At 65.2% G+C, this 19,728-nt stretch carries 23 protein-coding genes and 1 riboswitch; of the genes, 7 read left to right on the top strand and 16 right to left on the bottom strand.

Annotated elements, in window-relative coordinates:
• Positions 1-134: 134 nt before the first annotated feature.
• On the top strand, positions 135-1,250 hold the full coding sequence (locus KJP29_RS06560; RefSeq protein ID WP_218462759.1) for a sulfotransferase: 1,116 nt from the start codon (positions 135-137) through the stop codon (positions 1,248-1,250).
• On the opposite strand, the gene KJP29_RS06555 is transcribed toward KJP29_RS06560, so the two are convergent.
• The 6 genes from KJP29_RS06555 to KJP29_RS06530 all read right to left on the bottom strand — a co-directional run bounded on the left by KJP29_RS06555 (position 1,247) and on the right by KJP29_RS06530 (position 5,435).
• A complete protein-coding gene (locus KJP29_RS06555; protein WP_218462758.1) occupies positions 1,247-1,852 on the bottom strand; it encodes a d(CMP) kinase in 606 nt (201 codons plus the stop codon). The genes KJP29_RS06560 and KJP29_RS06555 overlap by 4 nt on opposite strands.
• Positions 1,849-2,370 carry a hypothetical protein gene (locus KJP29_RS06550; protein ID WP_218462757.1) on the bottom strand — a complete coding sequence of 174 codons (522 nt, stop codon included), beginning with the start codon at positions 2,368-2,370 and terminating at the stop codon, positions 1,849-1,851. Before KJP29_RS06550 ends, KJP29_RS06555 begins: the two co-directional genes overlap by 4 nt.
• Complete coding sequence (locus KJP29_RS06545; RefSeq protein WP_218462756.1) at positions 2,367-2,741, bottom strand: hypothetical protein; 375 nt, start codon at positions 2,739-2,741, stop codon at positions 2,367-2,369. Before KJP29_RS06545 ends, KJP29_RS06550 begins: the two co-directional genes overlap by 4 nt.
• The gene (locus KJP29_RS06540; RefSeq protein WP_218462755.1) at positions 2,738-3,259 is read right to left on the bottom strand and encodes a hypothetical protein; all 522 of its coding nucleotides are present in this window, start codon (positions 3,257-3,259) and stop codon (positions 2,738-2,740) included. Before KJP29_RS06540 ends, KJP29_RS06545 begins: the two co-directional genes overlap by 4 nt.
• Entirely contained in the window at positions 3,256-4,608 is a 1,353-nt protein-coding gene (gene aroA / locus KJP29_RS06535) for a 3-phosphoshikimate 1-carboxyvinyltransferase (RefSeq protein ID WP_218462754.1), read from the bottom strand. Before aroA ends, KJP29_RS06540 begins: the two co-directional genes overlap by 4 nt.
• 101 nt (positions 4,609-4,709) lie before the next feature.
• A complete protein-coding gene (locus KJP29_RS06530; RefSeq protein ID WP_218462753.1) occupies positions 4,710-5,435 on the bottom strand; it encodes a tRNA (guanosine(46)-N(7))-methyltransferase TrmB in 726 nt (241 codons plus the stop codon).
• 147 nt (positions 5,436-5,582) lie between these two features.
• On the opposite strand from KJP29_RS06530, the gene KJP29_RS06525 reads away from it, so the two are divergent.
• Positions 5,583-6,008 (top strand): DoxX family protein, encoded by a 426-nt coding sequence (locus KJP29_RS06525; RefSeq protein ID WP_218462752.1) that lies wholly within the window; start codon positions 5,583-5,585, stop codon positions 6,006-6,008.
• Positions 6,009-6,178: 170 nt separating this feature from the next.
• On the opposite strand, the gene metK is transcribed toward KJP29_RS06525, so the two are convergent.
• From metK to miaB, 9 genes are all read right to left on the bottom strand, one after another.
• Positions 6,179-7,345 (bottom strand): methionine adenosyltransferase, encoded by a 1,167-nt coding sequence (gene metK, locus KJP29_RS06520; RefSeq protein WP_218462751.1) that lies wholly within the window; start codon positions 7,343-7,345, stop codon positions 6,179-6,181.
• A gap of 6 nt (positions 7,346-7,351) precedes the next feature.
• Positions 7,352-7,400, bottom strand: a riboswitch (SAM-SAH riboswitch).
• 11 nt (positions 7,401-7,411) lie between these two features.
• Positions 7,412-8,962 (bottom strand): apolipoprotein N-acyltransferase, encoded by a 1,551-nt coding sequence (gene lnt / locus KJP29_RS06515; RefSeq protein WP_218462750.1) that lies wholly within the window; start codon positions 8,960-8,962, stop codon positions 7,412-7,414.
• Positions 8,952-9,857, bottom strand: coding sequence for a hemolysin family protein (locus tag KJP29_RS06510; protein ID WP_218462749.1), 906 nt, complete (start codon positions 9,855-9,857; stop codon positions 8,952-8,954). The genes lnt and KJP29_RS06510 overlap by 11 nt, the downstream gene beginning before the upstream one ends.
• 24 nt (positions 9,858-9,881) lie before the next feature.
• Positions 9,882-10,367, bottom strand: a complete 486-nt coding sequence (ybeY, locus tag KJP29_RS06505; RefSeq protein ID WP_218462748.1) for an rRNA maturation RNase YbeY — start codon at positions 10,365-10,367, stop codon at positions 9,882-9,884.
• 9 nt (positions 10,368-10,376) lie between these two features.
• Entirely contained in the window at positions 10,377-11,333 is a 957-nt protein-coding gene (locus KJP29_RS06500) for an SDR family NAD(P)-dependent oxidoreductase (RefSeq protein ID WP_218462747.1), read from the bottom strand.
• 127 nt (positions 11,334-11,460) lie between these two features.
• Positions 11,461-12,480 carry a PhoH family protein gene (locus KJP29_RS06495; RefSeq protein WP_218462746.1) on the bottom strand — a complete coding sequence of 340 codons (1,020 nt, stop codon included), beginning with the start codon at positions 12,478-12,480 and terminating at the stop codon, positions 11,461-11,463.
• A 174-nt stretch (positions 12,481-12,654) separates the two neighbouring features.
• Complete coding sequence (locus KJP29_RS06490; RefSeq protein WP_218462745.1) at positions 12,655-12,987, bottom strand: hypothetical protein; 333 nt, start codon at positions 12,985-12,987, stop codon at positions 12,655-12,657.
• A complete protein-coding gene (locus tag KJP29_RS06485) occupies positions 12,984-13,571 on the bottom strand; it encodes an OmpA family protein (protein ID WP_370630843.1) in 588 nt (195 codons plus the stop codon). Before KJP29_RS06485 ends, KJP29_RS06490 begins: the two co-directional genes overlap by 4 nt.
• A 199-nt stretch (positions 13,572-13,770) precedes the next feature.
• On the bottom strand, positions 13,771-15,117 hold the full coding sequence (miaB, locus tag KJP29_RS06480) for a tRNA (N6-isopentenyl adenosine(37)-C2)-methylthiotransferase MiaB (protein WP_218462744.1): 1,347 nt from the start codon (positions 15,115-15,117) through the stop codon (positions 13,771-13,773).
• A gap of 147 nt (positions 15,118-15,264) precedes the next feature.
• Here miaB and KJP29_RS06475 point away from each other — a divergent pair, with 147 nt between their 5' ends.
• The 3 genes from KJP29_RS06475 to KJP29_RS06465 all read left to right on the top strand — a co-directional run bounded on the left by KJP29_RS06475 (position 15,265) and on the right by KJP29_RS06465 (position 17,248).
• Positions 15,265-16,134, top strand: coding sequence for a hypothetical protein (locus tag KJP29_RS06475; protein WP_218462743.1), 870 nt, complete (start codon positions 15,265-15,267; stop codon positions 16,132-16,134).
• 172 nt (positions 16,135-16,306) lie between these two features.
• A complete protein-coding gene (locus tag KJP29_RS06470; RefSeq protein WP_218462742.1) occupies positions 16,307-16,735 on the top strand; it encodes a peptidylprolyl isomerase in 429 nt (142 codons plus the stop codon).
• A 63-nt stretch (positions 16,736-16,798) separates the two neighbouring features.
• Complete coding sequence (locus KJP29_RS06465; RefSeq protein ID WP_218462741.1) at positions 16,799-17,248, top strand: SRPBCC domain-containing protein; 450 nt, start codon at positions 16,799-16,801, stop codon at positions 17,246-17,248.
• Positions 17,249-17,276: 28 nt separating this feature from the next.
• Here KJP29_RS06465 and irrA read toward each other — a convergent pair whose 3' ends face one another.
• Complete coding sequence (gene irrA, locus KJP29_RS06460) at positions 17,277-17,699, bottom strand: iron response transcriptional regulator IrrA (protein WP_218462740.1); 423 nt, start codon at positions 17,697-17,699, stop codon at positions 17,277-17,279.
• A 248-nt stretch (positions 17,700-17,947) separates the two neighbouring features.
• On the opposite strand from irrA, the gene fabA reads away from it, so the two are divergent.
• Entirely contained in the window at positions 17,948-18,457 is a 510-nt protein-coding gene (gene fabA / locus KJP29_RS06455; RefSeq protein ID WP_218462739.1) for a bifunctional 3-hydroxydecanoyl-ACP dehydratase/trans-2-decenoyl-ACP isomerase, read from the top strand.
• A 36-nt stretch (positions 18,458-18,493) separates the two neighbouring features.
• Positions 18,494-19,723 carry a beta-ketoacyl-ACP synthase I gene (gene fabB, locus KJP29_RS06450; RefSeq protein WP_218462738.1) on the top strand — a complete coding sequence of 410 codons (1,230 nt, stop codon included), beginning with the start codon at positions 18,494-18,496 and terminating at the stop codon, positions 19,721-19,723.
• The last annotated feature ends 5 nt before the right edge of the window (positions 19,724-19,728 follow it).

Raw genomic sequence — 19,728 nt, 5'->3', positions numbered from 1 at the left:
CGCGAAATCAATTATATACTTCCAATTCCGAGATTCTAGAATTCCGGAATCCTGGAATTCCAGAATCCCGAGATCCATACCTCGGTTTTGACTTCCCCCGCCCCGTCGGGCAGCCTCCGCCGAAAGAGCCGAGAATGACGCTGACCGACCTGAAACTCCTCCTCGCCCGCGCCGAGGCCGCGCTCAACGAAGGTCGCTTCGCCGCATGCCGGGCCGACCTCGAAGCGGTCTTCGCCGTTGATCCCGGCTCGCTGGCGGGTCTCTGGCTCTACACTCATGCGACGCCCTATCGGCCCGACGACCCGGTCTTTGCCCGGTTGCAAGGCTTCGCCGCGCAAACCGCTCTTGCGCCCGCGTTGCGATCCCAACTCTACTTCATGCTGGCCAAGGCCCATGGCGACATGGGCCAGGTCCAAGCCAGCTTCGATGCGGTGATCACAGCCAACCGGCTTCGCGGCGCGACCTTCGACGATGCGGGCACCCAGCGGCTGACCGATGCGTTCATCGCCCGGGTTCGCGCGACTCCCCCTCTCGCGCTTTCGCCCGCCGGCTCGCGCCTGATCTTCGTCCTCGGGATGCCGCGATCCGGCACGTCGCTGACCGCGCAGATGCTCGGGGCCCATCCGGCGATCACCAACATGGGCGAGCGCACCGCGCTTGGCGCTGCACTTGCCCTTGAGGCCCCTGGTCAGCAACCGCATCTGGCCTTTCTGGACGGCCTCACAGAAGAACGGCTCGAGCAGGCGCGCGCCGCCTATCTCGCAAATCTCCCGACGGACACCATCGCGCTCGACAAGATGCCCGAGAACTACATTTTCGCCTGGGCGATCCCGATGCTGTTTCCCAAGGCCCAGATCCTGCATCTCACCCGCGACCGCCTTGCGACCACCTGGTCCTGTTTCAAGAACGACTTTCGCGAGGGCCATGCCTATTCCTACGACTGGCAGACGCTCCAGAACCACTATGACCGTCACCTTGCCCTGGCGGAGCTTGGCCGCTCGCGCGCCGGGGACAACTGGCACAGCGTCCGGCTCGAGGACCTCACCCGCGATCCTCGCGCCGTTCTGACTCCCGTGCTGGACAGGCTGGGGCTCGACTGGGACCCCGCCATTGCCGCACCCGAGCGCGCAACCGGCACCATGCCGACCCTGTCGAAATGGCAGGTGCGTCAGGGCATCGACCCGGCCATCGCGGGCGGTTGGCGGGACTATGAACCGCTCATCCGGGCGCGCTGGCCCGATACGCCCTAGCGCCGCGCCTCGACCAGCCGGACAGCCTCGGCCACGGCCTCGTCCACGCTCATCTCCGAGGTGTCGATCACGATCGCATCCTCTGCCGGGCGCAGGGGGGCATCGGCGCGGTTCATGTCCCGCGCATCGCGCGATCTGACGTCGTCAAGCACCGCGTCGAAGGACACCTCATGCCCTGCGACACGCTCTTCGTCGAACCGGCGCCGGGCGCGGACCTCGGCGCTCGCGGTCACGAAGAGCTTCACCTCGGCGCCCGGACAGATCACCGTTCCAATGTCGCGTCCATCCAGCACCGCGCCACCTTCGGACCGCGCGAAGGCACGCTGGAAGTCGACGAGCGCGGCGCGCACCTCGGGGATCACCGCGACGCGGCTCGCGGCCTGCGCCACTTCCGGATCGCGCAGCCCCGGCCCGGCAAGGTCCGCCGCCGTCAGGCTCCGCGCCGCGACCAGCGCATCTTCGCCCGCCATTACCCGCCGTCCCACGGCGCGGTAGAGAAGCCCGGTGTCCAGATGCGCGAAGCCGAACCTCTGGGCAAGCACCCGCGATATGGTGCCCTTGCCCGCCGCCGCGGGTCCGTCGATTGCGACTGTAAATCTCACGCCTGTCCCCGCGCCTGTCCGAACATCCCGGCCGCGAAGCGGGCCACCAGCGCCACGAAACAGGCCCCCACGAGCACCCATTTCGTCACCGACACCGCCGAGGCCCGCGCCACCGCCTCTGGCGTGATCTCCTCCGGCATCCCCTGCATCAGCCGCGCGACCAGCATGTTCTCGGTCAGATCGCTCACCGCATAGGCGAGGCCCAGCACCGCCAGCACCCGCCAGATGCCGCCGCCCGTCCATAGCCCGAGCGTGAACATCGCCCCGGCCAGCACCGGCACCGCCCGGTCCCAAGTGGTCGCGACATGGACATAGGCATCCACGAACCCCGGTTGCGCCGCCTCGAGAAGCGCCTGGACCTCCACGAGCCCGTAACCTGTGGGCCGCGTGTCCAGCACCGCGAGCCCGCCTGCAAGCTCGGTAAGCCAGGGCCCGACCCAGCCGACGAGAAGTCCGTAGACCACGAAGAAGACCGCCGAAATGGCCCAGAAGGCCCGCATCTGCGCCTGATGGCTCATCGTCCCAAGGCCTCCCGCCGTTCTGCAAAGGCCGCTTCGACCAGATCTCTCAGGGCCCGGTCATTCTCGGGCCAGGCTGTCAGCTTCACATGGCGCAGCGCCTTGCCCGTTCCTTTGAGAATGCCGCACGGGTCCGGCAGGGACGCACCCTGGTAGAAGCCGAGGTTCACCCAGTTCGACTGCAGCGCCAGATAGACCGCGCCTTCGGTGTTCTTCTTCGGCCCCACGCCGTAACTCACCGACCGATAGGCCGGATAGGCCTGCGCGTATGCCTCCGGCGCGACCGCGCGGATCAGGTCGTCGCCGGCTTCCAAGACCGCAAGCAGGTGCCCCGCCTTGCCAAAAATCCCGGTCCAGCCCTCGGGTCTCATGCGCGCCTCCAGCGAACCCAGTCGCGTAGGAAGATACCGAAGGTCAGCACGGAAAACAGCAGGAGTTTCGCCACGGTAAAGGCCGCCGCGATCGGCGTGCCCCCTTCGGAGGCCGGCGGGAACAGGACCCAGCCCACCGCCTCGCTCGTCACGCCCCAGGACCAGCTGAGTTCCCGGTAGAGAAGCACGTTCTCGCCAAGATCTGCCGCTGCGTAGGTCACCGCGAGGATGACCCCGAACCAGGGCCAGCGCCGGAAATCGAGCGCGACCCAAAGCCCGAAACACAGGACGAAGGCGCTGTCGGCCAGCACGAGCACATCCCGATAAACCTCGCCCAGACCGGTGCGCAGCAACTGGACCCCGAAATGCGTGATGTCGGCATAGGTGTATCCGGCCCAGCGCGGTTGCAGCGCCATGCCGGTGACCGGCACGATCCGGGTCTGGATGACCACGACCATATAGGCCAGGAGCCCGGCCCAGAGGATGAAGAGTCCGACCCTGACGGCGCCCCGGCTCACCCTGTCGACCGCTCGATCCGTGCACCGAGACCGGCCATGAGGGGCTCGAAGATCGGGAAGGACGTGGCGATGGGCGCCCCGTCGTCGACGCTGACCGCGTCCCGCGCGGCCATGCCCAGCACCATGAAACTCATTGCGATCCGGTGATCGAGACGCGCGTTTGCCGTGCCGCCGCCGGGCACCCCGCCCGGCCCCCTGCCATGCACGGTCATCCAGTCGCCGCCTTCCTCGACGGTCACGCCGTTGGCCTCCAGCCCCCGCACCATCGCATCGATCCGGTCGCTTTCCTTCACGCGGAGCTCATGGACGCCGACGAACTCGGTCTTGCCCTCGGCGAAGGCCGCGACGACCGAGAGCACCGGGTATTCGTCGATCATGCTCGCAGCGCGCTCTTCGGGCACGCGGATACCGCGCATGTCCGGCGAGAACCGCGCGCGCAGGTCCGCGACAGGTTCGCCGCCCTCTTCGCGTTCGTTCTCATAGGTCAGGTTCGCGCCCATCTCGCGCAGCGTTTCGAAAAGCCCGGCCCGCGTCGGGTTCAGCCCGATGTTCGGCACCAGCACATCCGAGCCTTCGACGATCAGCGCCGCGCAGACCGGGAAAGCCGCCGACGACGGATCGCGCGGCACGGCGATGGTCTGGGGCTTGAGCTCCGGCTGGCCGACAAGCGTGATGACGCGGCCTTCATCCGTCACCTGGACATCGACCTCGGCGCCGAAGCCCGCGAGCATCCGCTCGGTATGGTCGCGTGTGGCTTCCGCCTCGATCACCACGGTCTCGCCGGGGGCATTCAGCCCGGCAAGCAGGACGGCGCTTTTAACCTGTGCGCTGGCCATCGGCGTCGTGTAGCGAACCGGCACCGGATTGCGCGCGCCCACGACGGTCATCGGGAGCCGCCCTTTCGACCGCCCATATGAGGCCGCTCCGAAGAGTGCGATGGGATCCGTGACCCGCCCCATCGGCCGCGACCGCAGCGAGGCATCGCCCGTGAATGTCGCAGTGATCGGCGAGGTCGCCATGCAACCCATGATGAGCCGAACGCCGGTGCCCGCGTTGCCGCAGTCGATCACGTCTTCAGGCTCGGCAAAGCCGCCGACGCCGAATCCGTTGATCCGCCAGTCACCGTCGCCAAGACGCTCGACATCGGCCCCGAAGGCGCGCATCGCGGTGGCGGTCGCCAGCACGTCCTCACCCTCCAGAAGCCCCGTCACCCGCGTCTCGCCCACGGTCATCGCGCCCAGAAGCATCGAACGGTGCGAAATCGACTTGTCCCCCGGCACATGCGCCTCGCCCGTCAGGGGGCCGCACTTGTGCGAAGTCATCGGAATGGGGTCGCCGTGGCCGGACATATGCGTCTCCAGAAAGTGGTCACGCGCTGATAGCGCAGGCCGCGGGACAGGTCTACGCCCGCCCCTTTCATCTTTCCCTAAATACTCAAAAAACCCGCCGCCTAAACCCGGCGAAACGTCAGATAATGCGGCACCCGGCCTTCGCGCAGCGCCTTCTGCTCGTAACGCGTCGAATACCAGTCGTCCCACGGACGCCGCCAATCCTTGGGGCCTTCGCCCAGCCATTCGAACCCGGCCTTCGGCACTTCTTCCAGCGTCTGGCGCACATAGTCCGGAATGTCGGTGGCCACCCGGAACTCGGCCCCGAGCTTGAGCGAACGGTGCAGGGGCTCCAGATGCTCGGCGGTCACGAAACGGCGGCGATGGTGGCGCGCCTTGGGCCAGGGATCGGGATAGAGAAGGAAGGCCTTGTCGAGCGATCCCTCCGGCAGCACGTCGAACAGGTCCCGCACGTCGCCCGCATGAATGCGCACGTTGTCCAGCTTGCGCTTCACCACCTTGCCAAGTGCCATCGCGACGCCGTTGACGAAGGGCTCGCAACCGATGACGCCCACCTCGGGATAGGTCGCGGCCATATGCGCGAGGTGCTCGCCACCTCCGAAGCCGACTTCGAGCCAGACCGGCTTGCCGCCGAACATCGCCTCCATGTCGAGCGGGACCCGGTCGGGGTTCTCCTCCCAGCCAACCTTGCCGGGCGCGAGGCGCGGCAGGTCCTCGTCCAGCCATTTCTGCTGGTTGGGCTTCAGCGTCTTGCCGTGAATGCGCCCGTAGAAATTGCGCCAGGGTGCGCCGGAGGCATGGGAGTCGGATCGTGTATCGCGGGTCATGCCGCCATGTAACCGAGCAGCGGCGGCCTAGCAACGCCCGCGCGTTTTCGCACAGAACCTCTCTCTAATGTCCGAATTGCGTGCACATTCGCAAATGGGCATAGTCCTCCCGTCACGCAGCATCGCGTCAATCAAAGGAACGTCAACATGTCGAACGCACTCACTTACACCGCGCCCCTCGCGCGCCTGCTCCTGTCTTTCATGTTCATCCTCTCGGGGTTCCAGAAGATCACCGGCTATGCCGGAACCCAGGGCTACATGGAGATGATGGGCGTCCCCGGCGCGCTCCTGCCCCTCGTGATCCTCGTCGAAGTGGTCGGCGGCCTCGCGCTTCTCGTTGGTTTCCAGGCCCGCATCGCGGCACTCCTTCTGGCCGGGTTCGCGATCGTGTCGGGCGTGCTCTTCCACCTCGTGCCGTCCTTCGCGATGGAAGACGCCATGGCCGCGCAGGCGCAGATGATCAGCTTCATGAAGAACCTGACGATTGCGGGCGGCATGCTCATGGTCGTGGCCTTCGGACCCGGCGCCTGGTCGATGTCCTCGAAGAACGCGGGTTCGGTTCCGGCCGAGTGAGGTTTCGCGTCGGCTCCGGCTGACACGACCTTCTGGGGGCTCCGCCCCGTCGCCATTGTCTCTCGGACCAATGGCGCGACAAAGGCGACCCCCGGGATATTCATGGACCAGAGAAGAGAGGCCCCGCGCATTTGCCGGGGCCTTTGTTTTTCTGCGATGTGGGCGGACGGTCAGACCGCGGACTTGAGCGCGTCCACGAGGTCGGTCTTTTCCCAGGAGAAGCCGCCGTCGGCATCGGGCTCGCGTCCGAAATGGCCATAGGCCGCGGTGCGCTGGTAGATCGGCTTGTTCATGCCGAGGTGTTCGCGGATGCCACGCGGCGTGAGGTTCATGACCTCGGCCACGGCCTTTTCGATCCGCGCCTCGTCCACTTCGCCGGTGCCATGGGTGTCGACATAGATCGACAGCGGTTTCGAGACGCCGATGGCATAGGAGAGTTGCAGCGTGCAGCGCTTGGCCAACCTCGCCGCAACCACGTTCTTCGCGAGATACCGCGCAGCATAGGCCGCCGAGCGGTCCACCTTGGTCGGGTCCTTGCCGGAAAACGCGCCGCCGCCATGGGGCGCGGCCCCGCCATAGGTGTCCACGATGATCTTGCGCCCCGTAAGGCCTGCGTCACCATCGGGACCGCCGATCACGAATTTGCCCGTGGGATTCACGTGCCACTCGGTCGCGTCCGACAGCCATTCCTCCGGCAGCACCTCACGAATGTAGGGCTCGACCATCGCGCGCACATCGGCCGAGGTCATCGACTCGTCCATATGCTGCGTGGACAGGACGAGCGAGGTGATCTCCTTCGGCACGCCGTTTTCGTAGCGCACGGAAAGCTGGCTCTTCGCGTCGGGGCCAAGCCGCGGTTCGGTGCCGTCCTTGCGCACCTCCGCCAGACGCTTGAGGATCTTGTGCGCGTAGAGGATCGGCGCCGGCATGAGCATGGTCGTCTCATCCGTCGCATAGCCGAACATGATTCCCTGATCGCCTGCGCCTTCGTCCTTGTGGCCCGCCGCGTCGACGCCCTGCGCGATGTCGGCCGATTGCGCGTGGAGGTAGTTCTCCACCGTCAGATTGGCCCAATGAAAACCCTTCTGCTCATAGCCGATGTCGCGCACGCAGTCGCGCGCGATGTCCTCGACCCGCTGGATGACGCTGGCCGGGCCGCGCACCTCGCCGCCGATCACCACGCGGTCGGTGGTGGCGAAGGTTTCGCAGGCGACCCGCGCATAGGGGTCTTCGCTCAGGAAGGCGTCGAGAACCGCATCCGAAATCCGGTCGCAGACCTTGTCCGGGTGCCCCTCCGAGACGGACTCGGAGGTGAAGGTGTATTCGCTACGTGACATGAAAAGTGCTCCGTTATGCTATCCCCGCCACGTCAGGAAGCCGTTGTGGCGGTTGTCCAGACGGGGTTAACGAAGGCTTGAGTCGGGGTCAATCGCATAGCGGCGGCGTCGTAACCCGAGGATGAACAGCGTTGCAATCGCGCCAAGGATGAGCGGCCAATCCGCCCATTTCGCATAGGGCGTTTCGGGCAGCGCCACCGGAATGGGCGCATCGATCACCCCGGCCTGGCCAAGCCCGAGGCTCGCCGTCACCGCCCCGGTCGCGTCGATAACAGCCGAAATCCCGGTGTTCGCGGCCCGCGCAACGGGCAGCCCGAACTCGATCGCCCGGAACCGCGCCTGAACCAGATGCTGCTGCGGGCCGGAGAAGGTGCCGAACCAGGCGTCGTTGGTGGATTGAACGATCCAGTCGGGGCGCACCGGGGCCGAGCGAATATCGCGGGGGAAGATCATCTCGTAACAGATGAGCGGCAAGACGTTGCCAAGCCCGTCGGGCAACGGCAGAACCTCTGCGCCCACGCCGCTCGAGAACCCCATCCCTTCCCGCTGGGCCAGGCCGTGGATGCCGACCTTGGCCATGAGGTTGCCAAAGGGCACGAACTCGCCAAAGGGGACGAGGTGGTGCTTGTCATAGACCCACAGCGGGACCTCGTCGCCGCGATAGAGCACCAGTGAATTGTAGTAGCTCGCGCCGTCCCGCCGCTGGATGCCCGCGATGAGCGGCGCGGGCGCGGCGGATGCAGCCGCCTCTGCCTCGAACCAGGGGGACTGGCCCAAGAGCGCGGGGATCGTCGTCTCCGGCCAGATCACGAGATCCGGCGAGCCTTCGCCCGCCGACAATTCCTTGGACCGGTCATAGAAGGTCTCGACCCAGTCCGGGTGCCATTTGAGCTCTTGCGGCGCATTTGGCTGGACCAGTCGCACCGTGGCCTCCATCGGTGCGGGCGCCGGACGCTGGAGGAAGAAGCCTCCCAGCGCGAAGAGGAACACCGCCCCAACCCAGACGATGCGCCCCTGCAGGCCCTCGATCGCCTGCCAGATGCCGAAGCCCAACGCGAAACTCACCGCATTGAGCCCATAGACCCCGCCGAAGCGCGCATATTGCGCCATGGGCAGGTCGATCCAGATCATGCCCGGCCCGCCCCAGGGAAAACCGGTGAAGAGCCAGCCGCGCAGCACCTCGGCGAAGGCGAAAGCGGCCGCCATGGCAAGCCAGAGCCAACGGCCCGGCCGCAGCGCCTGCACGATGCCTGCGGCGAGCCCCCAGTAAAGCGCCATGCCCGCGGCAAGGAAGAAGACCCCGAAAGGCGCCATCCAGCCATAGACCTCGGGCTCGACGAGGAAGGGGTTCACCACCCAGGCGAAGGTCAGGCCGAAATATCCGGTGCCCAGCGCCCAGCCCGACAGCGCCGCACGTTTCCATGTAGGTGCCGCGGCGACCAGCGCCGCGCCAACGGCGAGCCCGACAAACGTGAAGGGCCAAAGGTCGACGGGTCGCTGACCAAGCCCGGCCACGATCCCGCCCGACAGCGCCACGGCAAAGACCCGGGGCCAGCGGGCATGGACCCACGCCAGGCTATCGCGCATCCCCGGTCGGCCCACGACGTCAGTCGGCATTCCGCTCCGTCCGCTCCGCCGCGTCCGGCAGGCGCACGCGCAGCCGCTTGATGCGGCGCGGGTCGGCGTCGACCACTTCGAATTCCGCCCCGGTGGGATGCTCGATCACCTCTCCACGCGCGGGCACCCGGCCCGCTTCGAGAAAGACCAGACCGCCAAGCGTGTCGATTTCTTCCTCGTCACTGTCCACCGTCGCGAGCTTCAGCCCGGAGGCCTGTTCGAATTCCTCCAGCGGTGCCTTGGCCTCGACCAGCCAGGCGCCGTTCGATTCCTGCAACCACAGCGCGCCCTCTTCCAGGTCGTGCTCGTCCTCGATCTCGCCGATCACGGTTTCCACCAGGTCCTCGAGCGTGACGAGACCATCGACCCCGCCGTATTCGTCAATGACCAGCGCCATGTGCATCCGCTCGCTCTGCATCTTCTGCAAGAGGACCCCGATCGGCATTGAGGGCGGCGCATAGATCAGCGGCCGCACCATGCTTTCAAGGTCATACTCCGGCCCGGCCCCGTTGAACCCGTAGCGCAGCGCGAAATCCTTGAGGTGGATGAGCCCCACCGGCGTGTCGAGCGTACCCCGAAACACCGGCAGACGCGTCAGACCCGACTCGCGGAAAACCTCCACCAGCTCGTCCTTCGGCGTATCCACCGACACGGCCACGACATCCGCTTTCGGAATGGCCACGTCCAGCACCCGCATCCGCCGGAGGTTCATCATTCCCAAGGGCAGCGCCCGCGGCACCTCGCCCGCGCTCTGCGGGTGATCCGGTTCCGTCTCGCCCGCGTCCGAGGGGCTCAACACCCCGATGATCCGACCGAAGAAACCCGGTCTCTGACTGTCGTCTTCCGACTGCGCGCTCTGCGCCGCGTTAGAAGACCCTTCGCCGTTCTCGCCCATTGATCCTTTCCATCAGGCCGGAGTTCAGGACTCCGCCTCCCCATATGGGTCGGCAATGCCCAGTTTGCCAAGTATTTCCACTTCGAGCCCCTCCATCAACGACGCGTCTTTGTCGTCGATGTGGTCATAACCCAACAGATGCAGCGTGCCATGAACCAGAAGATGGGTCACGTGGTCCTCCATCGACTTGCCCTGCTCGGCCGCCTCGCGTTCGCAAGTGTCGAAGGCGATGGCAATATCGCCAAGCTCGTGCTCGGTCGGGGGAAAGGGCGCGCCACCGGGATCGACCGCGCCGCGTTCCTCGCTCGGCCAGGACAGCACGTTGGTCGGCCGGCCCTTCTGCCGGAACTCCCCGTTCAATTCGGCGATCCGTGCATCGTCACAGGCCAGAAGCGCAATCTCGCCCTCGAAGGCCCGGTCGGCCAGCACCGCTGCACAGGCGCGCTCGGCCAGCACGTCAAGCCCGAAGGCCGCCCAGCGGTCATCTTCAATCACGAGGTCCACGATCATTCCTTGCCTCTACAGGCTTTCCCGTGTCTGCGCCAAGGGGGGAAAGGATGCGCCCGTCAAACGGGCGCTTTCCGCCCAAAGTCGGGACGCCACGTCTTCGCGTTCGGCATAGTCGGCTGTCGTCGCCGGCCCCACCGGCCCCGACAACTCGCGAAACCCGACAGGCCCATAGTTGCCACCGCCCCGCACCTCGGGCGAGGTCGCCGCGAAGAGGATCGACCAGGCCGCCTTCTCGGGCACATGCGACAGGAGCGGCACCACCGTCTTTCCTGCGATCCAGCCCAGCAGCGGGATCGTCGCAAGCCGCGTGAACACCCCGTCCGTGCGCGCAAAACCGGGATGCGCCGCGACGCTGGTGATCCCCCAGCCGCCCGCCTTCGACCGCCGGTCGAGCTCCTTCGCGAACATGAGACAGGCGAGCTTCGTCTTGCCATAGGCGACCATCGGCTTGAACTTTCCCGTGCTCATCAGGTCGTCGAAGTCGAACTCGCCATACTGATGCGCGCCGGAGGAGAGGCTCACCACCCGCGCCCTGGACCGCATGAGGAGCGGCATCAACCCCGCCACCATCGCGAAATGGCCAAGGTGATTGACGCCGAACATCATCTCGAAACCGTCCGTCGTCTCGCTCCGTCCTAGCTCGGCCATCACCGCAGCGTTGAGCACCAGCATGTCGACGTGCTCGATCTCGGCCACCGCCTTTTCTGCAAAGGCGCGCACGCTGGCCTGATCGCCAAGATCGACCACTCGAAACCCGAGGTCGGCCTCCGGCACACGCGCCCGGATCCCGTCCAGAACCGCGCGGCCACGCACCTTGGACCGTCCGCACATGATCACCCGGGCCCCGGCCCGCGCGAGCCCTTCGACGATCGCGACGCAAAGCCCCGTGGTCCCGGTGACCATCGCCACCTGGCCCGTCAGATCGCCCATGTCCGCAGGCGTCCAGTCGAAAGCTTCACTCTTCATCGCTTCAAAAGTACTTTGGGAGGTCTGGAGGGCAAAGCCCTCCAGGGGCATCGGTCTTGTGCAGTCGCACAAGACCGATGGAAAAACTGCGTGGGCAGCCCCCGGCTGCCCACACCGCTAAATGACCTCAGCCCTGCGCTTCTTTCGCGTCGTAAGCCTCGATGATCTTCGCGACCAGCGGATGGCGCACCACATCCTTGGCGGTGAAGTAGTTGAAGGAGATCTTGTCGATGTCCTTGAGAAGCGTCTCCGCCTCCCGAAGCCCCGACTGCACGCCGCGCGGCAGGTCGATCTGGCTCCGGTCGCCGGTGATCACCATGCGCGAGCCCTCGCCCAGACGGGTGAGGAACATCTTCATCTGCATGGTCGTCGCGTTCTGCGCCTCGTCGAGCACCACGAAGGCATTGGACAGCGTCCGCCCCCGCATGAAGGCGAGCGGCGCGATCTCGATTCGCTTCTCTGCGATCAGCTTCTCGACCTGCTTGCCCGGCAGGAAATCGTTGAGCGCGTCATAGAGCGGCTGCATGTAGGGATCGACCTTGTCCTTCATGTCGCCGGGCAGGAAGCCGAGCCGCTCGCCCGCCTCCACCGCCGGACGGGACAGCACGATCCGGTCCACATGACCCGAGATGAACAGGTTCACCCCGACCGCCACCGCGAGATAGGTCTTCCCCGTCCCGGCCGGACCGATGCCGAAGGCCAGTTCGTTCTTGAACAGGTTCTGGACATAGGCCTTCTGCGCTTCGGTGCGCGGCTCGACCATCTTGCGCCGGGTCTTGATCTCGACCCGCCCGCCCTTGAACATCTCGAGCTGTGCCTCGGGCCCGGCGCTGTCGCCGGGGGCGTCGAAGAACATGCCCATACGGATCTCTCCGTCGATGTCTCCGGCCTCGATCTGCCGGCCGCTCTCAAGCCGCTGGTAGAGCGATTGAAGAACCGCTGCCGCCTGACCCCGCGCCGCGCCATCCCCGACCACGGCAAGCTGGTTGCCACGGCGCAGGATATGCACATTCAACTGGTGTTCGATCTGGGCGAGGTTTCGGTCGAATTCCCCGCACAAGTCGATCAACAATCGGTTGTCGGGAAACTCCAGCAGGGTTTCGTGAATGTCTTCGGGTTTCGGCGGGTTTAACGCATCTAGTCCCAAGTATATCTCCGTTTCACGGGGTGCCTGTACCAACGATGGTGGACCCGTTCCGGTTCCCACGCAAGAAATAGTGCGCAAATTTCATGCAATCTTCACGAAAAGACCGCGCACCGGGGGGTGCGCGGTCGAATTTTGGGCGAAAGTGAATCTGTCGCGTCCTGGCCGTCGCAACGGTTAGGGCAGGATGTCGATCAGGTCGTCCGAGGTGCGCCATTCGCCGATCACGGCGCCGCGCGGCAGTTCGTTGGAACAGCGCGGCAGGCCCGATTTCGGGTCGGACCGGTCACCGCCGTATCCTTCCAGACCGTCATCCACGATCCAGGCTTCGCAGCCGTCGGGCAGAACCGCGACAGCGGCAAGTCCGTCGCGCGGACCCTGCGGATCGCCGAACGAGCTGTCATAGGGACGCGCGATCAGCTTCGGCGCACCGCCGTCGTAGGCAGTGGATTGGCAGGCCGCGAGCGTCACGGGCGCGAGCAGGGCCAGAACGAGTGTCTTCTTCATCATGGGTTCGGATACCTGTAGCAAACGATTTCGACGCGACGGTTCTTCTGCATATTCGCAGCCGAATCGTTGGCCGCGATCGGGCGGCGTTCGCCGAAGCCGACGACACGGTCCACCACGGCGCCCGTCGAGCGGGCAACCTGCGCGACCGTATTGGCGCGGTTCTGCGACAGGCGCATGTTGTATTCGTCCGAGGCCCGGCTGTCCGTATGGCCATAGACGGCATAGGCGAAGGCGCCCGCCGAGGCGAAGAACTGCTGGAGCCACTGGCGGCCCGTCGCGGTCAGTTGGTGGCTGTCGGTCGCGAAGAGCACGTCGGTGTTCTGCACCGCGCAGGTGTTCTTCTCGAGGCACATGTGGCGCCCCGTTTTGGGATCGCGGCGCGACACCATGTAGCCTTCGACGCCGCCGTCGGTCCACCAGTGCATGCAACCATCGGGATCGACCCAGAGGCCCCAGTTGATCTTGCCGGTCACGGTGACCTGGCTCTGAGCGGATGCCGTGGTGGCAACTCCGCCCGCAGCCGCAATGCCCAGCACGGCCGCGGTCGCGACTGTCCTGAACCGTTTGAAAACCCGGTTCTTCACTCCTAATCCCCCAAAATGGCCGCGTGGCGACGGCGCAGACTTATGTGTCGGAGGTTAAACCGATGAAAAGCCGCATGTAAATGGCGCTGGACCCGATTTTGTGGTCGGACCCCAGACATTCCACAACCGTGGTGTCCAAAGAGGGAACAATGACCCGGGACTCGCCGGATCGCCTCGGAAACCCGCGCGAGTGGCGGTGTCAGATCAATTCGCCGGCCAGCGAATTGGGCGCACGGGCGGTGATTCTCACCCGCCGCAGGTCGCCCACCGCGATGTCCCCTGCGTTTGGCCCGCTGTCCGGGGCCGAGACATGGACCGCATGCAGGTAGTCCGACTTGCCGACCATCTGGCCGGGAAGGCGCCCGGATTTCTCGAAGAGCACGCCGACCTCGCGGCCCACCATGCCCTCGAGCGCCGCGGCAGCCTGATCGTTGAGGAGCGCCTGGAGACGCTGCAAGCGCTCGTCCGCGACGACGTCGTCCACCAGGGGCCGTTCGGCGGCGGGGGTGCCGGGACGCGAGGAATACTTGAAGCTGAAGGCGCTGCCGTAGCCCACGGCCCGGATCAGCGAAAGCGTGTCCTCGAAATCCTGATCGGTCTCTTCGGGGAAGCCCACGATGAAATCTCCCGACAGCATGATGTCGGGACGCGCCGCGCGAATGCGGTCGATGAGCCGCAGATATTCCTCGGCGGTATGCTTGCGGTTCATCCGCTTGAGGATCCGGTCCGAGCCCGACTGCACCGGCAGGTGCAGATAGGGCATGAGCTTTGCACATTCCCCATGCGCCGCGATCAGGTCGTCGGACATGTCGTTGGGATGCGAGGTGGTGAAGCGGATGCGCTCCAGCCCGTCGATGTCGTTCAGGGCCCAGATCAGCCGCGCCAGCGTCCAGTCGCCGCCGTCGCCCTGCCCATGATAGGCGTTCACATTCTGACCCAAGAGCGTTATCTCGCGCACCCCGCGCTCGACCAGTTCCTGCGCCTCGCGCAAGATGCGTTCCGGCGGGCGGCTCACTTCGGCGCCGCGGGTATAGGGCACCACGCAGAAGGCGCAGAACTTGTCGCAACCTTCCTGCACGGTCAGGAACGCTGCCGGCGCACGCCGCGCAAGCGGCCGGTTCTTCAGCACCTCGAACTTGTCCTCGACCGGAAAATCCGTATCGACGGGACGTTCGCCTGCCTCCACCGCGGCCACCATGTCGGGCAGCCGGTGATAGGTCTGCGGCCCCACGACAAGATCCACCAAGGGCTGGCGCCGCATGATCTCCTCGCCTTCGGCCTGCGCCACGCAGCCTGCGACGCCGATCTTGAGGTCGGGTTTGGCGTCCTTGAGATCCTTGAACCGGCCAAGCTCGGAATAGACCTTCTCGGCCGCTTTTTCCCGGATGTGGCAGGTGTTGAGCAGGATCATGTCCGCTTCTTCGGGGCTTCCCACCTCGACATAGCCCTTCGACCCCATGGCCTCGGCCATGCGCTCGCTGTCATAGACGTTCATCTGGCAACCGTAGGTGCGGATGAAGAGCTTCTTCGGGTCCATATCGGCCATCTCGGGCTCCATGTGCTGGGTCAGCGCGCGTCCTACCCCGATTGCGCCTTCATCGCAACGCCCCGGGGGCCGGGCCAAGGTCCGGGCTTGCACCCCGCCCGCTTTCAAGGATTGTTTACCGGACCCGGGCCAAGCTACCAAGGACACATGCGATACACCTCCCTCGATCACTTCCGGCAAACCGGTGCCGCCGCCATCGCGCGCGGGCCCGCCGCAATGATCTTCGTCGAAGACCTGATCGAGGTCGAAAGCACGATCCGCTACCACCAGCTCACGGGCTTCAAGGCGATCCTGCTCTTCGCGCCGACGGCGCTTGAGCTGCCCTCCTCGCTCGAGGACGAGGTGCACAGGATCGACTATCCCGTGCTCGACGTCGCGGACGTGCAGCGCGCCGTGGACGCGGTGAACGACATGGCCCCGGGAGCCTGGCTCTATTACTGTTATAACGCCGAATACCTGTTCTTTCCCTTCTGCGAGACGCGGAACGTGAACGAACTTCTCACCTTCCACACCGAAGAACGCCGCTCGGCCATGCTCGCTTATGTCGTCGATCTCTACGCCGACGACCTCCGGCGCTATCCCAATGCCGTATCGCTCGATCACGCCTGCCTCGACAAGACCGGATACTATGCGCTGTCCCGGCCCGATCCGGGCAACCGGAACTACCCCAAGGAACGGCAGCTCGATTTCTTCGGCGGCCTGCGCTGGCGGTATGAGGAGCATGTCCCCCGCGACCGGCGCAAGATCGACCGCATCGCGATCTTCCGCGCCAAGCAAGGCCTGCGCCTGCGGGCCGATCACACGTTTTCGGACGAGGAGTACAACACCTACGCCTGCCCTTGGCATAACAACATCACCGCCGCCATCGTCAGCTTCCGGACCGCGAAGGCGCTGAAGATGAACGCCGGGTCGACCTTCGCGATCCCGACCTTCAAATGGCATAATTCCGTGCCCTTCGACTGGACCTCGCAGCAGCTTCTCGATCTTGGGCTAATGGAACCGGGCCAGTGGTTCTAGGCCCTCTCTTCGCCTAGCGCCCGTCGCGAAACACCGGCGAATCGGCCTTCGGGTTTACACCCGCGAAGCACCTGCCCTATGCTTGTCGCGAACCCCGCAAGCACCTGCGTCCGGGCATTCCCCCGGTGCGGCCTTGCCAAACCCATTCTCCGATCAGACCCAAGAGGTAAGCATGTCCCAAGTCAAATCGGGCGACAAAGTCCGCATTCATTACACCGGCACACTGACCGACGGCACCGTCTTCGACAGCTCCGAAGGCCGCGATCCGCTCGAATTCACCGTGGGCTCCGGCCAGATCATCGCAGGGCTCGACAAGGCGCTTCCGGGCATGACCGTTGGCGACAAGAAATCGGTCCCGGTCCCGGCGGACGAGGCCTATGGCCCGCACAACCCCGAAGGCGTCGCCGAGGTGCCGCGCGACCAGATCCCCGCCGACATTCCGCTTGAAGAAGGTCTCCAGCTTCAGATGCAGACCCCGCAAGGGCAGCAGCTTCCCGTCACGGTGACGAAAATCTCCGAAGAAAGCGTGACGCTCGACGCCAATCACCGGCTCGCGGGCAAGGATCTGACCTTCGACATCGAACTGGTGGAAATCGCCTGATCTCTCGGCTCTGTTGGAACCTCCTGTCCTGCCCATTTGTTGACAGGACAGGAGGACAGACAGATGGCAGATCCCAAAGTCAAAGCCGCCACGCTCATTCATGGCGCCCCCACAGTCGTCTACGAAGCCTTCACGGACCCCGAGCAGTTGACGCGGTTCTGGTTTCCCGTGATCTCGGGACCGCTCGAAGCGGGTGCCGAAGTGACCTTCGCCCTAGGCGAGGAACCCGACGCCATGTGCATTGACGTCAAGGTGGACGAGGCCCGCCCGGGCGAAGTCCTGTCCTTCGACTGGGGTCCTGAGGATCACCCGACCCGCGTGACCTTTCGATTCACTGAAAAGGGACCGACGACCGAGCTTTCGGTCACGGAAACCGGTCACAGTGCGGGCGAAGAGGAGAACATTGCCGCGTGGCTCGACTCGCAGGGCGGGTTCAACCAGCTCGTGATCGCGGCCAAGGCTTGGGTCGAGCACGGCGTGTCGGTTCAGATCGTGACCGACCGTGCGGGGTAAGCGCCGGGCGCTTGCCCGACGTCCCGGCTTAACCTTTCGAGCGCAGGCGGATCACCACATCGACCTTGGAAATCTCGGCCCCTTTCGGCGCGGCCGGAAGGGCTGCGATCTCGAGGTCCTCTTCCGGCGCATCCTGAAGCTGGCCGGTGTCTTCCCAGAAGAAATGCGGATGGTTCGTGGTATTCGTATCGAAATACCCCTTGGTCCCGTTGACGAGGATCTCGCGCAGGAACCCGACTTCGGAAAAGGACCTGAGCGTGTTGTAAACGGTGGCGAGCGAAACCTTGTCACCCGCCGCCTGCGTCGCCTCGAACAGGCTCTCGGCGGTCACATGCCGATGCTGCCCGTCGCCGACGAGGAGCGATGCGATGGCAAGCCGCTGTTTCGTCGGGCGCAGTCCGGCGGACTCCAGCCAACGCGCGCCCATCTCTTTTGCCTGACTGTGATGCATTTCGTGCCTCTGGCTCGGTCTGACAGCATTTATACGGCGGGATGCCGCCCTATTTCAAACGGTTTTCCCTTGTGGCGCTTGCCCGGCGCGAACCGGGCCGACCCCGCCTGGATCGCGCCGGGCGCCTCCGGCCTGCCAAGGGCGGACTGCGGCGCCTCGGCACATGGCACGCCCAGTGCCCTTGCTTACGGCGTCCGGCGGGTGATAGAGGGAGCCGAGACCGCGCAGTTCAAGCAAATGGGGGCCTGATGGCTGATTTTCCGACCAGTTTCGACAAAGAAGACCTGCTCAAATGTGCAGCGGGCGAACTGTTCGGTCCCGGCAACGCGCAGCTGCCCGCACCGCCCATGTTGATGATGGACCGGATCACCGACATTTCGGGGGACGGCGGCAAGCACGGCAAGGGCCATGTCGTCGCCGAATTCGACATCACGCCGGACCTCTGGTTCTTCGACTGCCATTTCCCGGGCAACCCGATCATGCCCGGCTGCCTTGGTCTTGATGGCCTCTGGCAGCTGACCGGCTTCAACCTCGGCTGGCGCGGCTGGCAGGGGCGCGGCTATGCGCTGGGTGCCGGCGAAGTGAAGCTGAAGGGCATGGTCCGCCCGGACCGCAAGATGCTCACCTATTACGTCGATTTCACCAAGGCCGTTCAGACCCGCCGCCTGACCATGGGCGTCGCGGACGGCATCGTGGAAGCCGACGGCGAAGTGATTTATGAAGTCAAAGACATGAAGGTCGCGCTCTCTGAATCGTAATCAGGGGACGGGCGCTACCACAGGGAAGGAGCCACAATGCAACGTGTCGTCGTAACGGGGCTCGGCATCGTGTCGCCCATCGGCAACAACGCGGACGAGGTCATTGCCTCGCTCAAGGCGGGTCGCTCGGGCATCACCGCCAACCAGGACATGATCGACCACGGCTTTCGCAGCCAGGTCGCCGGTGCTGTCGATCTCGACATCAAGGAACATGTCGATAAGCGCGCGCTGCGCTTCATGGGACCGGGGGCCGCCTATGCCTATATAGCCATGGGTCAGGCCATCGCGGATGCGGGTCTCGACGACGCGACGGTCGTGAATGAGCGCACCGGCCTGATCGCAGGTTCGGGGGGGCCGTCGACCAGCGCGATGTTCCAGGCGCATCAGACAGTGCTCAATTCCGGCAGCCCGAAGCGGATCGGCCCCTTCGCGGTGCCGAAGTGCATGTCGTCCACGATCTCCGCGAACCTCGCCACAGCCTACAAAATCAAGGGCATCAACTACTCGATCACCTCGGCCTGCTCGACCTCGCTCCACTGCATCGGCAATGCCGCCGAACAGATCATGTTGGGCAAGCAGGACGTGATGTTCGCGGGCGGAGCGGAAGAACTGGACTGGACTCTGTCCTGCCTCTTCGACGCGATGGGTGCCATGTCGTCCAAGTATAACGACGCACCGGAAAAAGCCTCGCGGGCATTCGACGCGGACCGAGACGGTTTCGTGATCGCCGGCGGCGGCGGGATGGTGGTGCTCGAAAGCCTTGATCATGCGCTGGCACGCGGCGCCAAGATCTATGCCGAGGTCACGGGCTTTGGCGCGACGAGCGACGGCCATGACATGGTGGCCCCCTCGGGCGAAGGCGGCGAGCGGGCCATGAAGCTCGCGCTGTCGACCCTGCCTGAAGGTCGCAAAGTTGGCTATATCAACGCCCATGGCACCTCGACTCCGGTCGGCGATGTCGGAGAAGTGAAAGCCGTGCGCCGCGTGTTCGGCGAAGGCTCGACCCCGCCGATCAGCTCGACCAAGTCGATGACCGGTCACGCGCAGGGTGCGGCAGGTGCACTCGAGGCGATCTTCTGCCTGCTCATGCTGGACGGCGATTTCATTGCGCCCTCGATCAACGTGGACAGCCTCGACCCAGAGGTGAAGCCCGAGGAAATCGCCACGGCGCTCCGGGAAAACGCGGGGCTCGACACGGTGATGACCAACAGCTTTGGCTTCGGCGGGACCAACGGGTCCATGCTTCTCAGCAAATACAACGACTAAGAACA

Origin of the sequence: Maritimibacter sp. DP1N21-5, from assembly GCF_019218295.1 — a bacterium.
GTDB lineage: Bacteria > Pseudomonadota > Alphaproteobacteria > Rhodobacterales > Rhodobacteraceae > Maritimibacter.
This window is presented reverse-complemented; position numbering and strand designations above follow the sequence as displayed.